Source organism: Streptomyces sp. AK08-02 (genome assembly GCF_033795085.1).
GTDB classification, from domain to species: domain Bacteria; phylum Actinomycetota; class Actinomycetes; order Streptomycetales; family Streptomycetaceae; genus Streptomyces; species Streptomyces echiniscabiei.
Genome location: NZ_JARAZV010000011.1, coordinates 111530 through 127758 on the forward strand (window position 1 = coordinate 111530; position 16229 = coordinate 127758).

At 69.8% G+C, this 16229-nt stretch carries 13 protein-coding genes; 4 read left to right on the top strand and 9 right to left on the bottom strand.

Annotated features, from left to right (window positions below; all coding sequences use genetic code 11):
• Positions 1–1104 carry a PQQ-binding-like beta-propeller repeat protein gene (locus tag PV734_RS23445; protein WP_319291472.1) on the bottom strand — a complete coding sequence of 368 codons (1104 nt, stop codon included), beginning with the start codon at positions 1102–1104 and terminating at the stop codon, positions 1–3.
• A 130-nt stretch (positions 1105–1234) separates the two neighbouring features.
• Positions 1235–1909 (bottom strand): Crp/Fnr family transcriptional regulator, encoded by a 675-nt coding sequence (locus tag PV734_RS23450; RefSeq protein WP_006382668.1) that lies wholly within the window; start codon positions 1907–1909, stop codon positions 1235–1237.
• A 327-nt stretch (positions 1910–2236) separates the two neighbouring features.
• Between PV734_RS23450 and nth the strand changes: the two genes are divergently transcribed.
• The 3 genes from nth to PV734_RS23465 all read left to right on the top strand — a co-directional run bounded on the left by nth (position 2237) and on the right by PV734_RS23465 (position 5388).
• Positions 2237–3328, top strand: a complete 1092-nt coding sequence (gene nth, locus PV734_RS23455; protein WP_319291474.1) for an endonuclease III — start codon at positions 2237–2239, stop codon at positions 3326–3328.
• Between the two features lie 88 nt (positions 3329–3416).
• Positions 3417–4175 (top strand): CoA pyrophosphatase, encoded by a 759-nt coding sequence (locus PV734_RS23460; protein ID WP_319291477.1) that lies wholly within the window; start codon positions 3417–3419, stop codon positions 4173–4175.
• 13 nt (positions 4176–4188) lie between these two features.
• Positions 4189–5388: a MarP family serine protease gene (locus PV734_RS23465; RefSeq protein WP_319291480.1), complete on the top strand. Its 1200-nt coding sequence runs from the start codon at positions 4189–4191 to the stop codon at positions 5386–5388.
• A gap of 22 nt (positions 5389–5410) precedes the next feature.
• On the opposite strand, the gene PV734_RS23470 is transcribed toward PV734_RS23465, so the two are convergent.
• From PV734_RS23470 to PV734_RS23495, 6 genes are all read right to left on the bottom strand, one after another.
• Positions 5411–5590 carry a hypothetical protein gene (locus PV734_RS23470; protein WP_319092701.1) on the bottom strand — a complete coding sequence of 60 codons (180 nt, stop codon included), beginning with the start codon at positions 5588–5590 and terminating at the stop codon, positions 5411–5413.
• A 129-nt stretch (positions 5591–5719) separates the two neighbouring features.
• Positions 5720–6685, bottom strand: coding sequence for an alpha/beta hydrolase (locus PV734_RS23475; RefSeq protein ID WP_319092700.1), 966 nt, complete (start codon positions 6683–6685; stop codon positions 5720–5722).
• Complete coding sequence (locus PV734_RS23480) at positions 6682–7158, bottom strand: phage holin family protein (RefSeq protein ID WP_319092699.1); 477 nt, start codon at positions 7156–7158, stop codon at positions 6682–6684. The genes PV734_RS23475 and PV734_RS23480 overlap by 4 nt, the downstream gene beginning before the upstream one ends.
• A 105-nt stretch (positions 7159–7263) precedes the next feature.
• Positions 7264–8715 (bottom strand): Na+/H+ antiporter NhaA, encoded by a 1452-nt coding sequence (gene nhaA / locus PV734_RS23485; RefSeq protein WP_319291483.1) that lies wholly within the window; start codon positions 8713–8715, stop codon positions 7264–7266.
• Between the two features lie 195 nt (positions 8716–8910).
• A complete protein-coding gene (acs, locus tag PV734_RS23490; RefSeq protein ID WP_319291486.1) occupies positions 8911–10869 on the bottom strand; it encodes an acetate--CoA ligase in 1959 nt (652 codons plus the stop codon).
• Between the two features lie 273 nt (positions 10870–11142).
• On the bottom strand, positions 11143–13587 hold the full coding sequence (locus PV734_RS23495; RefSeq protein WP_319092696.1) for a SulP family inorganic anion transporter: 2445 nt from the start codon (positions 13585–13587) through the stop codon (positions 11143–11145).
• A gap of 306 nt (positions 13588–13893) precedes the next feature.
• Here PV734_RS23495 and PV734_RS23500 point away from each other — a divergent pair, with 306 nt between their 5' ends.
• A complete protein-coding gene (locus PV734_RS23500) occupies positions 13894–15171 on the top strand; it encodes a hypothetical protein (protein ID WP_319291489.1) in 1278 nt (425 codons plus the stop codon).
• A 22-nt stretch (positions 15172–15193) separates the two neighbouring features.
• Here the strand turns inward: PV734_RS23500 and PV734_RS23505 are convergent, their stop codons facing one another.
• Positions 15194–16177, bottom strand: coding sequence for an ATP-binding protein (locus PV734_RS23505; protein WP_319092694.1), 984 nt, complete (start codon positions 16175–16177; stop codon positions 15194–15196).
• Positions 16178–16229 lie beyond the last annotated feature (52 nt).

The following is a 16229-nucleotide window of genomic DNA, read 5'->3' on the forward strand; positions in this document are numbered from 1 at the left end:
TCACTTCCAGCGGAACACCCGCACGCGCCGGGTCTCGCTCACCGCGTGGCACACCACGGCCAGGCGGTCGTCCCAGGCGGCGTACCGGGCCCGGTAGCTGAAGCCGGGCAGTCTGCGCTCCGCGACGACCCGGCCGTCGGTGGGGTCGAGGACGGTCACCCGGCTGCCGTAGCCGTTGCCCACCATGAGGTATCCGCGGTGGGCCAGCGGATGGAGCGTACGGCCGTGATCGGTGCGCCACTCCCAGAGCTGCTCGCCGGTCGGGACGGAGTAGGCGCGCAGGACCGTGTCGGCGCTCTTCTCGGTGTCGCCGACGGGGTCGTCCGGTTCGAGGCCGACGGCGAGCGTGTCTCCGACGACGGCGACCGCGGGTCCGAAGTCCTTGTAGCCGTCCGGAAGCTCGAGGTACCACTCCCCGTCCTCGCGCACCACGTACAGCCGAGGGCGGGAGCGCTTGCCGTTGTTGCGGACGGACAGGACCGGCGGGTCCGTCGCCAGGACGGAGAACCAGTCGCCCCACTGGTCCGGGAGCGACCGCTCCCACTGGACGGCGCCGGTGCGCGCGTCGAGACACCGGACGACCGGTGGTTCGTTGCCCTTCCAGCCCTGACTGTTCGCGATCCAGACCGGGGCGGTCGCTATCCGGCCGCCGCCGATCGTCACCCCGCGCGCGGAATCGGCGCCGATGTAGGCCAGCTGGTTCTTCGGCTGTTCACGCGACCACGCCACGGCCCCGGTACCGAGGTCGAGCGCGGTGAGGCGGACATGCTCGGCGCGAGGTTCGCCGTCGTCGTGGTGCAGGACGACGCCGAGGCCGTCCTGGGCGTCCTGGGAGGCCCCGACGATCACGTCCTGGCCCGGCGGCTGCCAGGTCCAGAGAGGCTCACCGGTCGCCGGTGCGTACGCGGTGACGCGGTCGAAGCGGGCCTGGGCCACTGCCCGGTCCGTCGCCCACAGGCCCAACGGCTCGCCCAGGTCCCGCTGCTCGAACTCGGACTGCCACAGCGTCTGCGCCTCCGGGTCCCGGCGGAAGAGGCGCAACCTGCGTTTCGTGGGCTCCGGTGCGGCCTCCCAGACCGACTCGGGCGCTCTGTCCTGGTGCATGCCACCCACCCCTTGGTTCCGTGCAACACGTTCTCGTCACCGCATGGCCCCCGCCCCGGTGAACCCGTTGAATGCGAGAGGGGCCCCGCCATGCGGCAGGGCCCCTCTCGCACGTACGGACGGCTCCCGGCTAACGCGAACGCTTCGCCAGCCGCTCCACGTCCAGCAGGATCACGGCGCGCGCCTCCAGGCGCAGCCAGCCGCGGCCCGCGAAGTCGGCGAGCGCCTTGTTGACCGTCTCGCGAGAGGCGCCGACGAGCTGCGCCAGCTCCTCCTGCGTCAGGTCGTGCACGACGTGGATGCCCTCCTCCGACTGCACGCCGAAGCGGCGCGAGAGGTCGAGCAGGGCGCGCGCGACGCGGCCCGGCACGTCGGAGAAGACCAGGTCGGACATCTGGTCGTTGGTCTTGCGCAGGCGCCGGGCGACGGCGCGCAGGAGCGCGGCGGCCACCTCGGGGCGGGCGTTCAGCCAGGGCTGGAGGTCGCCGTGGCCGAGGCCGAGCAGCTTGACCTCGGTCAGTGCGGTGGCCGTGGCGGTGCGCGGGCCCGGGTCGAACAGCGACAGCTCGCCGATCAGCTCACCGGGGCCGAGGACGGCCAGCATGTTCTCGCGCCCGTCCGGGGACGTGCGGTGAAGCTTGACCTTGCCCTCGGTGACCACGTAGAGCCGGTCACCCGGGTCGCCCTCGTGAAAAAGGGCGTCACCGCGCGCGAGGGTCACCTCACTCATGGAGGCGCGGAGCTCCGCGGCCTGCTCGTCATCGAGCGCCGCGAAGAGCGGGGCGCGCCGCAGAACGTCGTCCACGAGTTCTCTCCTTGTCGACCTGCTCAGGGGATCTTGCTCCCCGGTTAACGGGGACCGTGTTCCCCATCTTGCCGGACGGTCCAAACAGTGTGATCTGTCACAAGGATGCCGCACGAGTGTCTCCGCCAGTGTGGCAGGGGGCCAATTGGGCGCCGATCTTCAGGGTCCGGGGCGGATGTCAGTGCCGGGCTCTAGGCTGGCCGGGTGTCCAAATCGCCGGTGGGAGCGCAGGCCGAGGGGGCTGAGCGGGTGGCCGCAGGGTGCGATTCCGCTGTGGGCGAACAGGGTACGGGTGGGGGCCGGAATGCGTAGAAAGCGGCAGAGGTGATGTCGGTGGAGAAAGCCGCCAAGAAGGTGACCGGGGCGACCGAGCGGGCTGGGACGACCGCGAAGGGGGCCCTGGAGGACAAGTCCGCGGGACCGTCCGAACCGGAAGAACCGGCAGAACCGGCGGGACTGGCAGGACCGGTGCGGAAGGCCGCGCCGGCGAAGAGGGTCGCGCCGGTGAAGAAAGCCGCGTCCGCGAAGCCGGCCACCACCAGGCCTGCCTCCAGGGCCGCCGTTTCCAAGGCCGCCACTCCCAAGGCGGCCGGTTCCAAGACCGGTACCGCCAAGACCGCAGCCGCCCCGAAGTCGCCGCCCCGCAACGAGTCACGCACCGCTCTCGTCCGGCGTGCTCGCCGGATCGACCGGGAGCTCGCCGAGGTCTATCCGTACGCCCACCCCGAGCTGGACTTCGAGAATTCCTTCCAACTCCTCGTCGCCACGGTCCTGTCGGCCCAGACCACCGACCTGCGGGTCAACCAGACGACTCCCGCCCTCTTCGCCAAGTACCCCACCCCCGAGGACCTGGCGGTCGCCAACCCCGAGGAGGTCGAGGAGATCCTGCGCCCGACCGGCTTCTTCCGGGCCAAGACCAGGTCCGTCATAGGGCTGTCGAAGGCCCTGTCGGAGGAGTTCGGCGGCGAGGTGCCCGGACGGCTCGAAGACCTCGTCAAACTCCCCGGTGTGGGCCGTAAGACCGCCTTCGTCGTGCTCGGCAACGCCTTCGGGCGTCCCGGTATCACCGTGGACACGCACTTCCAGCGGCTCGTGCACCGCTGGCAGTGGACGGCGGAGAAGGACCCCGACAAGATCGAGGCCGCGGTCGGCTCGCTCTTCCCCAAGAGTGACTGGACGATGCTGTCGCATCATGTGATCTTCCACGGCCGCCGTATCTGCCACGCCCGCAAGCCCGCCTGCGGCGCCTGCCCGCTCGCTCCGCTGTGCCCGGCGTACGGAGAGGGCGAGACGGACCCGGAGAAGGCACAGAAGCTCCTGAAGTACGAGAAGGGCGGCTTCCCCGGGCAGCGGCTGAACCCGCCGCAGGCGTACCTCGACGCGGGCGGCATCCCGGCGCCGCCGCTGGGGGCCGGATGAGGCCCGCGGTGAGGCCTGGGAGTCAGGCGGCATCGACGGAACCAACGGGGCGGCCGCAGGCGTTGAAAGCAGCAGAACGGGGGTGGCGGTGACGCGCGCGAGCAACACACAGGGCGGCGAGGCGACGCTCAGCAAGGTGGGCCTGCCCGGCTGGCTCGATCCGGTGGTGCACGCCGTCGAGACGGTCGAGCCGCTCCAGCTGAGCCGCTTCCTGCCGCCCGAGGACGGCGCGGGTCGCCAGTCCGCCGTACTGATCCTCTTCGGGGAGGGCGACAGAAAGACCGGAGACATCGGTGACGGCGTCGGCGGTGAGGACGGCGTCGGCGGTCGTGGCGAGGTCGCCCCCGAGCTGCTGCTCATGGAGCGGGCCAGTTCGCTGCGCTCCCACGCGGGTCAGCCGTCCTTCCCCGGCGGCGCACTCGATCCCGAGGACGGTGATCCGCAGGGTGAGGGACCGTTGCGGGCCGCGCTCCGCGAGGCCGAGGAGGAGACCGGGCTCGATCCGGCCGGCGTCCAGCTCTTCGGCGTACTGCCCAAGCTCTACATCCCGGTGAGTGGCTTCGTCGTCACGCCCGTGCTTGGCTGGTGGCGCGAGCCGACGCCGGTCGGGGTCGTCGATCCGAACGAGACGGCCCGGGTTTTCACGGTTCCCGTGGCGGATCTCACGGATCCGGCCAACCGTGTGACCGCCGTGCACCCAAGTGGCCACAAGGGTCCGGCATTTCTGGTCGAATCGGCCCTCGTGTGGGGCTTCACGGCCGGGGTCATCGACCGTTTGCTGCACTACTCGGGCTGGGAGCGTCCCTGGGACAGAAACAAGCAGGTCCCGCTCGACTGGCGCGCGTGACAGGGTGGCCCTCGTGAACGTGCTGGACATCTTGTTGCTGGTCGCCGCCGTGTGGTTCGCGATCGTGGGCTACCGCCAGGGGTTCGTCGTCGGCATCCTGTCGGTGATCGGCTTCCTCGGCGGCGGTCTCGTCGCCGTCTATCTGCTGCCCGTCGTGTGGGACGGCGTGACCGACGAGGCCGAGGTGAACACGACCGCCGCCGTCGTCGCGGTCGTCATCGTGATCGTCTGCGCCTCCGTCGGCCAGGCCCTGACCACCCACCTCGGCAACAAACTGCGCCGATTCATCACCTGGTCGCCCGCCCGGGCCCTCGACGCGACCGGCGGCGCCCTCGTCAACGTCGTCGCGATGCTCCTGGTCGCCTGGCTGATCGGCGCCGCCCTCGCGCAGACCACGATGCCCACGGTGGGCAAGGAGGTCCGCGGCTCCAAGGTGCTGGCCGGGGTGCAGGAGGTACTGCCCTCCGACGCCGACACCTGGTTCAAGGACTTCACCTCGGTCCTCGCGCAGAACGGCTTCCCGCAGGTCTTCAGCCCGTTCTCCGACGAGCCCATCAAGGACGTCGACCCGCCCGACCCCGCGCTCGCCAACAGCGCGGTCGCCGTCAACGCCCAGCGTTCCATCGTCAAGGTCATGGGCACCGCCCAGAGCTGCGGGAAGGTCCTGGAGGGCTCCGGCTTCGTCTTCGGCGAGCGGCGCGTGATGACCAACGCGCACGTGGTCGGCGGCGTCGACGAGCCCACCGTCCAGATAGGCGGCGAGGGCAGGAAGTACGACGCGACGGTCGTCCTCTACGACTGGGAGCGCGACATCGCCGTCCTCGATGTACCCGATCTGCGAGCGCCCGCGCTGCGGTTCGCCACCGAGGACGCGAACAGCGGGAAGAGCGCGATCGTCGCCGGCTTCCCGGAGAACGGGTCGTACGACGTCCGTCCCGCGCGCGTGCGTGGTCGCATCACGGCCAGCGGCCCGGACATCTACCACCGCGGCACGGTCCGCCGCGACGTCTACTCCCTGTACGCGACCGTCCGCCAGGGCAACTCCGGCGGCCCGCTGTTGACGCCCGACGGCAAGGTGTACGGCGTGGTCTTCGCGAAGTCCCTCGACGACCCGAACACCGGTTACGCGCTCACGGCGGACGAGATCCAGAAGGACATCGCAGAGGGGCGCACCGCGAACCAGCAGGTGGACAGCGACAGCTGCGCGCTCTGAGCCCGGTACGGAGGTACGGGGTTCAGGGGCGTGGGTGGCGCAGGCGCACCGAGACCCATCGGGCCCGGCGGCGCAGGATGCGCGGGATTCCCACCCTCAGGTCCGTCCCCGCGAGGTGCGGGGAACCTCCTTGGTGGGAGCTCAGGCCATGACCCGAGCGGCGATTGCGTGGTGCGTCACTGTAGTCGTGCGTCCAGCCCATACCCCGACGTCTGCCCCTGCCCCAAGGTCGATAACCGCCCCAGGGGCCCCGAATTGGCCTATGCGCCGGGCAATTGGCCGTTCGTAGTACAGCTGTTCCCGTCCTCGGATACCGGCCGTGCCGACACGGTCACCGGTCCGGTTCGGGGTCCTTCAACCAGTTCACCAGCTCCGTCGAGAAGGCGACCGGGTCCTCCTCGTGCGGGAAGTGTCCCAGGCCGTCGAACAGGCGCCAGCGGTACGGCGCTTCGACGTACTCGCCGGAGCCGGCCGCGCTGCGTGTGCGCAGCACCGGATCGAGTGAACCGTGCAGATGAAGTGTCGGCACCCGTACCGGTCGCTTCATGCGCCGGTTGAACTGGATGCCGTCCGGACGGGCCATCGAGCGGACCATCCAGCGGTACGGCTCGATCGCACAGTGCGCGGTGGACGGGATGCACATGGCCGCGCGGTACGCCTCCACCGCCTCGTCGTCCGGCAGCCTCGGCCCCGACCAGTCCCGGATCAGCCGTCCGACGAGCGCTCCGTCGTCCGCGACGAGCTGTCGTTCCGGGAGCCAGGGCCGCTGGAACCCCCAGATGTAGGAGCCGGCGGCCGTCTGCCTGACGTCCGAGAGCATCGCCGAGCGCCAGCGCCGGGGGTGGGGCATCGAGGACACCACGAGCCGCCGGACCAGCTTGGGGCGCATCACCGCGGCCGTCCACGCCAGGTATCCGCCCAGGTCGTGCCCGACCAGCGCGGCATCGGGCTCGCCCAGGGACCGTACGACGCCCGTGATGTCGAGGGCGAGGTTCGCGGGGTCGTAACCCCGGGGCGTACGGTCGCTGCCGCCCACGCCCCGCAGGTCCATGGCGACGGCCCGGAAACCGGCGTCGGCGAGGGCGGCCAGCTGGTGTCGCCATGTCCACCAGAACTGCGGGAACCCGTGCACGAGCATGACCAGCGGCCCGTCGCCCAGCTCGGCGATGTGGAACCGGGCGCCGTTCGCGGCGACATCCCGGTGGATCACCTCGCGCCCGCCGGGCAGGTCGAGCCGTACGGCCGAGGCAGGCTGTGTCGACGAGGAGGGCGCCGGGGGTGTGGCGGGGTCCGTCATGAGGACGAGCGTGCCACAACCTCGACCGCGTCACTCACCGGGGCGGGCCGGGGGTGCGGCTTGGCCTTCTGGAGGACGCCCGCCGTCTCCTTCATGGACGCGGCGACCTTCTGCGGGCCCTTGCTCTTCTTGGCCTTCTTCGCGAAGACGACGCCGACCAGCACCAGGAGGAGGGCGACGAGGACGTTCGCGGCGAACGAGAGCAGGAAGCAGACCGCGAGATTCCAGTCGCTCCAGGTCCGAATGGCGTACGCCAGCGCGAAGTTGAGCATCGGCAGGGAGAACACCAGTACGGCGCCGGCCACCGTGAACGCGCCGCCGCTTGTCGCGCCGCGTTTCACATCCTGCTTGAGCTGGGCTTTCGCCAGTGCGATCTCATCGTGCACCAGCGCGGACATCTCGGTCGTCGCCGAGGCGAACAACTGGCCGATGCTGCGTTCGGCGCCGACCGGGCTGCCGTCGGGTGCGCTCATCGAGATCTCCCTGTTGTCTTGGGTGTATTGGTCGCTTGCTCAGCTGTCTGAACGTACGCGCCTGGCGTACGAACCTGACCGTGTGTCTGACGTCTACGTGTCAGATCATGCCGGACCGTCACCCCCGTCGCCCGCCCCGCCCGCCACTTCGGCAAGCCGGTCACGTTCGGCGGCCTCCAGTTCGGCGGCCCTGAGCCCGGCGATGCGCCGGTGTTCCGCCGCCTTCCCCTCGTAGATGTCGGCCATGCGCAGGTGGTACGCCGGATCGTGCTCCTCGTAGATGTCGGGGATGCCGTCGAGGTCGTCGTCCCGCTCCTCCGCCTCGCAGATCCTGCGGTATCCGGTGTTCCGTATCTTCAGCAGTACGGTCGCGGCGAGCGCGGCGATGAGCGAGCCGGTCAGGACGGCGGCCTTGACCTCGTCGCTGAGCGCGGGGTCGCCGTCGAACGCGAGTTCACCGATCAGCAGTGAGACGGTGAACCCGATCCCGGCGAGCGAGGAGACGGCGAAGACGTCGGCCCAGGCGAGGTCGTCGCTGAGCGAGGCACGGGTGAAACGGGCGGTCAGCCAGGTCCCACCGAAGATCCCGACCGTCTTCCCGACGACGAGCCCGAGCACGACCCCGAGCGTCTCGGGCTGTGTGAACACGTCCCCGAGCACCCCGCCGGACACCGAGACACCCGCACTGAACAGGGCGAACAACGGCACCGCGAGGCCCGCCGACAGAGGTCGCACCAGATGCTCGACGTGCTCGCCGGGCGACCACTTCTCCCCGTCCTCGGTGCGGGTCGTGCACCGCAGCATCAGGCCCATCGAGACACCGGCGATGGTGGCGTGGATGCCGCTGTTGTACATCAGCCCCCAGATGACGAGCGCGAGCGGGACGTACACGTACCACCCGCGTACGCCCTTGCGCAGCAGCGTCCAGAAGACGGCGAGGCCGACGAGCGCGCCGCCGAGCGCGGCGAAGTTCAGCTCGTCGGTGAAGAACACCGCGATGATCAGGATGGCGAAGAGGTCGTCCACGACGGCGAGCGTGAGCAGGAACGCGCGCAGGGCGCTCGGCAGGGACGTGCCGATGACGGCGAGCACGGCGAGTGCGAAGGCGATGTCGGTGGCCGTGGGCACGGCCCAGCCGGCGAGCGAACCGCCGCCGGTGACATTGGTGAGGGTGTAGACGAGCGCCGGTACGGCCATTCCGCACAGGGCGGCGACGACGGGCAGCGCGGCGGCCCTCGGGTCGCGCAGATCCCCGGCCACGAGTTCGCGCTTGAGTTCGATACCGGCGACGAAGAAGAAGACCGCGAGCAGACCGTCGGCGGCCCAGTGCTGGAGGGAGAGGTCGAGCCCGAGGGCGGCGGGCCCCACATGCAGGTCGAGAACGGCCTCGTAGGTTTCCTTGATCGGGCTGTTCGCCCAGATCAGCGCGGCGATCGCGGCGACGAGCAGCAGCACCCCACCGACGGTCTCGGTCCGCAGGGCCTCCGCGACGAACCTCCGCTCGGGCAGCGAGAGCCGTCCGAGGAGTTTGCGGGTGGCGGTACGGGGGGTGGCCACGGGGAGACCTCCGGTCGGTGGGCAGCACGGAACGCATGCCGACCAGACTTCCCGGCGCACCTTGGCGATCCTCGCGGATCTTGTCGCGTTGTTGACGCGATCTTCAGCCTACCCAAGGTGCGGGGAATGCACCGCCCGGAGGAACCCCTCCTGTCCTCTTCTCTTCTTCTGCCCTTCTGGTCTCCTGCTCCTTGCTCAGTCCTCGCTGCCCGCCGCGGGCAGCTTCGTCTGGATGAGGTCCATGACGGTGGAGTCGGTCAGGGTGGTCACGTCACCCAGTTCCCGGTTCTCGGCGACGTCGCGCAGCAGACGGCGCATGATCTTGCCGGAGCGGGTCTTGGGGAGCTCCGCGACCGGCAGGATGCGCTTGGGCTTGGCGATCGGGCCGAGGACTTCACCGACGTGGTTGCGCAGTTCGGCGACGAGGGTGTCGGTCTCGGAGGCGGTGCCGCGCAGGATGACGAAGGCGACGATGGCCTGCCCGGTCGTCTCGTCGGCGGCGCCCACCACGGCGGCCTCGGCGACGGAGGGGTGCGAGACGAGCGCAGACTCGACCTCGGTGGTGGAGATGTTGTGCCCTGAGACGAGCATGACGTCGTCCACGCGCCCGAGCAGCCAGATGTCGCCGTCGTCGTCCTTCTTCGCGCCGTCACCCGCGAAGTACTTGCCCTCGAAACGGGACCAGTAGGTATCGATGAACCGCTGGTCGTCGCCCCAGATGGTGCGCAGCATGGACGGCCACGGCTCGGTGAGGACGAGGTAGCCGCCGCCTCCGTCGGGCACTTCGCGTGCCTCGTCGTCGACGACGGTCGCGGAGATCCCGGGCAGCGCCCGCTGCGCTGACCCGGGCTTGGTCTCGGTCACGCCGGGCAGCGGGGAGATCATCATGGCGCCGGTCTCGGTCTGCCACCAGGTGTCGACGATGGGCGTCGCGTCCCCGCCGATGTGCTTGCGGTACCAGATCCACGCCTCGGGGTTGATCGGCTCGCCCACCGACCCCAGCACCCGGAGGGAGGAGAGGTCGAACTTGGCGGGGATGTCGTCGCCCCACTTCATGAACGTACGGATCGCGGTCGGCGCCGTGTAGAGGATCGTCACCCCGTACTTCTGGATGATCTCCCAGAAGCGGCCCTGGTGCGGGGTGTCCGGCGTCCCCTCGTACATGACCTGGGTCGCGCCGTTGGCCAGCGGCCCGTACACGATGTACGAGTGCCCGGTGACCCAGCCGACATCGGCCGTGCACCAGTAGACGTCGGTCTCCGGCTTGAGGTCGAAGACGGCGTGGTGGGTGTAGGCGGCCTGGGTGAGGTAGCCGCCGGAGGTGTGCAGGATGCCCTTGGGCTTACCCGTCGTACCCGAGGTGTAGAGGATGAACAGCGGCTGCTCGGCCTCGAACGCCTCGGGCGTGTGTTCGGTGCTCTGCCGCTCGACGATCTCGTGCCACCACACGTCCCGGCCGTCGTGCCACTCGACGTCCTGCCCGGTACGGCGGACCACGAGCACATGCTGCACGTTGTCGACGCGCTCGACGGCGGCGTCGACAGCCGGCTTGAGCGCCGACGGCTTGCCGCGTCGGTAGCCGCCGTCCGTGGTGATGACGACCTTGGCGTCCGCGTCCTGGATGCGGGTGGCGAGCGCGTCCGCGGAGAACCCGCCGAAGACGACGGAGTGCGCGGCGCCGATCCTCGCGCAGGCGAGCATCGCGATCGCCGTCTCCGGGATCATCGGCATGTAGACGGCGACCCGGTCGCCCTTCCCGACTCCCAGCTCCAGCAGGGCGTTGGCGGCCTTGGAGACCTCGTCCTTGAGCTCGGCGTAGGTGATCGCCCGGCTGTCACCGGGCTCCCCCTCGAAGTGGATGGCGACCCGGTCGCCATTGCCCGCTTCGACGTGCCGGTCGACGCAGTTGTACGCGACGTTGAGGCTGCCGTCCTTGAACCACTTGGCGAACGGCGGGTTCGACCAGTCCAGCGTCTCGGTCGGCTCGGTGGCCCAGGTCAGCCGACGGGCCTGCGCGGCCCAGAAGCCGAGCCGGTCAGCCTTGGCCTGTTCGTACGCCTCCGCCGTGACGTTGGCAGCTGCGGCCAGCTCGGCGGGTGGCGCGAACCTGCGCTCTTCCTTGAGCAGGTTGGAGAGGGAGGACGGCTCACTCATACTTCCCTCTCCTCCCTCGGCAGGTTGGCCAGGCTTTCGTTGCTCACGACATCTCCCTTGCGGTGCTTTGCCGGGGCGGCCGTTGTGTCCCAGGCCACAGCTCATCAGACCGGGGGGCCCGCTGACAAGGGCCGACGGAAAATTGGTTTAGACCTTTAGGTCCGCAGTCCTTCGGTCGACCGATTCCGTCGGCATACCTCTCGGTGAGAGGGACAACCAAGGTCACGTACGTGATGGTCGCCCGGTTCACCCGTCAGCCCCCTTGCCCCTCCCTCAGGCGGACAGCCCGCCCGCCCGCACATGATCGAACACCCTGTCCTCGTCCGCCTCCCCGGTGAGCAGATACGCCTGCGCCTCACCCACGTGGAAATACATTCCGTGCAGTTCCAGCGCACCTTCCCGCATCGCCCGCGCCACCGACTCCTGCGCCTGGAGATGCTCCAGCTGCTGGACCACGTTGGTCAGACAGAGCTGCTCGATCGCGTCGGCGGGCGCCCGCCCGGCGAGCCGGGCCCAGGGCTGGTCCGTCGCGCCCATCCGTTCCAGGCTCGGCAGCCCGTGCCGCAGCCACCGCCTCAGCGGCGTCGGCGTGCCGTCCGGCTCCATGGTCAGCAGCGCCTGCATGGCCCCGCACCCGGAGTGCCCGCACACCGTGATGGAACGCACCTTCAACACGTCCACCGCGTACTCGATCGCGGCCGCCACCGAGTCGTCCCCGCTCTCGTCGCCGGGCAGCGGTACCAGGTTGCCGACGTTCCGTACGACGAACAGGTCGCCGGGACCACTGGAGGTGATCATCGACGTCACGAGGCGCGAGTCGGCGCACGTCAGGAACAACTGGGAGGGTTGCTGCCCCTCACGCGCCAGCCTGGCCAGCTCACCACGCACCAGCGGAGCGGTGTTCCGCTGGAACGCGCTGATACCGCGCGCCAGTTGATGCCCGCTCGGCTCGACGGCACCGACCGACCGCACGGAGCCCACCGACTCGGTCGAACCGGGGAAACCACTCGCCCCACCGAACGCCACGGCCGTCTCCCCGGCCCCCTGGCCGGACTCCGGACCCTCGCACTGATGGTTGCGCCAGGGTGTCCAGGGCCGACAACGGCAGCCGGAGTCGTCCGCGGGCTCCGCGATACGGGTCCCCGCCCGGCCGGTCACCTCGACGGTGCCGCCCTGTGCGGTGTGCGTGCTCTGCCAGTGCTGCAACGATTCGTACGCCGCGTGGTCCATGAACGACCCGTCCAACTCCACGACGGCGTCGGCCCCTTGGGGTACGAGGTGCAGGGTCCGGCTGAGCCGGGGCACCGCGAGGAACGTCAACTGTCCTCGTACGTGTACGTAATGGACTCCTCCCCTCTCCTCGTCCCTCTCTTCGTAGGTGATCCGGGTGCGGGCCAGTCGGTTCAGGGCGACGGCGACGGCGACCGCGACGCCCAGAAGCACTCCTTCGAGGACGCCGAAGACGACGACGCCCAGGGTTGTCACCGCGTAGACCAGCACCTCGCGGTGGCGGGTCACCGTACGAATGTGGTGCAGGGACACCATCTGGATGCCGACGGCCATCACCAGGGCGGCGAGCGAGGCGAGCGGGATCAGCTCCAGGATCGGAACCATCAGCAGTGCGGCGACTACTACGAAAACGCCGTGCAGCATCGTGGAGTTCCGGCTCACGGCACCGGCTTGCACATTCGCCGAACTCCGCACGGCCACACCCGCGACCGGCAGTCCGCCGAGCACTCCGGACACGACGTTGGCGGCGCCCTGGCCGAGCAGCTCACGGTTCAGGTCGGAGCGTCCGACGCGGGCCGAGGATCCCGACCGCCCGGAGGCGAGCAGCTCGGGCCGGGACGCCACCAGCTTGTCCACGGCGACCGCGCCGAGCAGCGACTGCACGCTGCACACCAGCGTGACGGTGAGCACGGCGGCGGCGACGCCGAGCACGGGACCCTCGGGCAGCCCGGCCAGCGCGTGGCTGCGCCAGGACGGCAGGTCGACCTTGGGCAGGCTCAGCCCGGCGAGCGCGGCGGTGAGTGTGGCGCCGCTGACGGCGACGAGCGCGGCCGGCACCTTGCGCAGAACACTCCCCGCCCGGCCGGGAATCCGTGGCCAGGCCAGCAGCAGGGCCAGGGTCAGCAGGCTCATCGACACGGCGGAGGGCCGCAGGCCGACCAACTGGGCAGGCAGCGCCCGGACGTTGTCGAGGACCGAGCTCGTCGGCGTACCCCCGAGGACGATGTGCAGCTGGGCGACGGCGATGGTCACGCCGATCCCGGCGAGCATGCCGTGGACGACGGCGGGGCTGACGGCGAGCGCGGTGCGGGCCACGCGCAGACAGCCGAGGCCGAGTTGGGCGAACCCCGCGAGGACGGTGATGGCGCAGGTCGTCCGCCATCCGTACCGCTGGATGAGTTCGGCGGTGACGACGGTGAGTCCGGCGGCGGGGCCGCTCACCTGGAGCGGGGAGCCGCCCAGCCGTCCGGCGACGAGTCCGCCGACGGCGGCGGCGACCAGGCCGGCCTGGAGCGGGGCGCCGGTGGCCAGGGCGATGCCCAGGGAAAGGGGCAGGGCGATCAGGAAGACCGCGATCGAGGCCGACACATCGGCGCCCGCGACGCGGAAGCGCCGGGGTGGAGTCGGCGGGGGTGGGGGGCTCTGGGGCTGGTGCATGCGCGTTGTCCGAGTCGTGTCGGGGGCGCGAGTGGGGACGCAGGCAGACATGTTTCCCGTCTCCTCCGGGGCAGCGCGGTCGCGGAACTGGGGGTCCCCCCGCCTGTGGCGGGGGGTCGGGTCGCGGCCGTGGGTCACGGCGTGCAGCGGCGGGATAATTCAACGCTCGGTAAATGGATCGTAATGCACAGTAAAGGACGTGTATATATTTTCGAGGCAAATGGGTTAATCAATCACTCCAGTGAGCGAACTGAGCTTTTCATCGGCTTGTCGTACTAATTCCTTCCAGGTCGCGTGTGACCTTGACGGCGCCGCGCCCGAAAGCGCCGGCCCGAACGAAGGAAGAGGTGGGCGGACATGGCCGTCACCAAAAAGATCGCCGCAGGCGTCCTGGCCGTCGCGGCCTGTGCCGCGTCACTCGCCGGCTGCGGCGCGGGAAACTCCGGCTCCTCGGGTGCCGAGGAGGACACGCATGGCTCGAAGAGGGCGGCGCCGGCCCCCGCGCCCAGGAGCGCGGTCAGGCTGATCGGGGACGGCTCCACCGCGTACACCGGAGCCCAGCCCTACCAGCCCAGGCCCGAGCGCCTCAAGCCCGGTCAGAAGCCGCCGCAGTTCGTCGTCTTCTCCTGGGACGGCGCGGGTGAGGACAGCCAGCGGCTGTTCTCCCGCTTCCGCAAGGTGGCCAAGGCCAACAAGGCGGCGATGACGTACTTCCTGAGCGGTGTGTACATGCTCCCGGAGGACAAGCGCGACCTCTACCGGCCGCCACAGCACTCGCAGGGCCGCTCCGACATCGGCTTCAACGACGAACAGGGCATCGCCGACACCGTGAAGCAACTGCGTCTCGCCTGGCTGGAGGGCAGCGAGATCGGCACCCACTTCAACGGCCACTTCTGTGGCAGTGGGGGAGGCGTCGGCGATTGGTCGGTGGAGGACTGGAAGGACGAGATCGCCCAGGCGAAACGTTTCGTGAAGTCCTGGAAGACCACCACGGGCATGAAGAAGGCGTCCCCGCTGCCCTTCGACTACGAGAAGGAGCTCGTCGGCGCCCGCACGCCCTGTCTCGAAGGGCAGGCGAACTTCATGAGCGCGGCCCGCGAACTGGGCTTCCGCTACGACACGAGCGGTGTCGACGAACAGCTCTGGCCCGCGAAGAAGAAGGGCCTGTGGGACCTGTCCATGCAGCTCGTCCCGATGCCCGGCCGCCGCTTCGAGACGCTGACCATGGACTACAACTTCTACATGAACCAGTCCGGTGCGCGCACGGGCGACGAGGGCCGGCACGAGTACTGGGGCGACCAGTACCGCGACGGCCTCCTCAAGGGCTTCGAGCGCGCCCACGACGGCAATCGCGCCCCCCTGCTCATCGGCAACCACTTCGAGTCCTGGAACGGCGGCGTCTACATGCGCGCCGTCCAGGAGGTCATCGAACGCGTCTGCACGAAGTCGGACGTCCGCTGCGTCTCCTTCCGGCAGCTCGCCGACTGGCTGGACGCACAGGATCCGCGGACCCTGGAGAAGCTGCGCACACTCCAAGTGGGTGAGGCCCCGAAGGAGGGCTGGAAGACCTTCCTGGCGGCCGGCCCGGCGCCGGCGCCCAAGGGAGTCCCGGGGGCCCCGGCGGCCAAACGGTAGGCGCGCTTGCCGGACGCGGTTCTCAGACGGTGGTAGCCGCCATCTGTTCGGTCAGCACGAAACCGGGGTCGACCTGGCCCGCGAGGTCGACCCCGGTGCGGGCGTTCGCCCAGGAGTGGGCGTTCTTCAGGTGGAAGTGCACCATCTGGTGCGTGTAGCGCTCCCAGTCACGCCGTTCGTACGTGGCGTCGACGGCCGTGTGCAGGAGGCGCAGGGAACGCCGGTTGGTGTCCTCCAGGAGCTCGAACCGGCTGGGCCGGCCCTTCTCCAGGGCGCGCACCCAGTCGGAGTGCCCGACCGTCCCCAGGAGATCGTCCCCGACCTCGGCGCGGAGGAAGTCGAGGTCGTCCTGGCCCTGCACCTTGTTGCCGACGACCTTCAGGGCGACCCCGAAGTCCTGTGCGTACTCCTTGTACTGGCGGTAGACGGAGACCCCCTTCCGGGTCGGTTCGGCGACGAGGAACGTGATGTCGAAGCGGGTGAAGAGGCCGGACGCGAAGGAGTCGGAGCCGGCGGTCATGTCGACGACGACATACTCGCCCGGGCCGTCGACGAGGTGGTTCAGGCACAGCTCCACCGCGCCCGTCTTGGAGTGGTAGCAGGACACTCCGAGATCGGCTTCGGTGAACGGGCCGGTGACCATCAAACGGACGGCGCCGCCGTCGAGTTCCACCGGCCGCGCACAGGCGTCGTACACCGGATTGGTCTCCTGGATCCGCAGCAGCCGCGAGCCCTCGCCGGGCGGGGTCGTCTTGATCATCGCGTCGGCGCCGGAGATCCGGGGGTTCCTGCCGCGGAGGTACTCCTTGATCAGCTCCATCCGCTCGCCCATCGCGGGCATCGCGGCGGCTTCGGCGTCGTGGAGGCCGAGTGCGGCGCCCAGGTGCTGGTTGATGTCGGCGTCGATGGCGAGGACCGGCGCCCCGGAGGCCGCGAGGTGACGGACGAACAGGGAGGACAGCGTGGTCTTGCCGCTGCCGCCCTTCCCGACGAAAGCAATTTTCATGTTCACTAACGGTAGTGGAGCGACCGCCCAGGGTGTCCATGGGCGTGAGGAA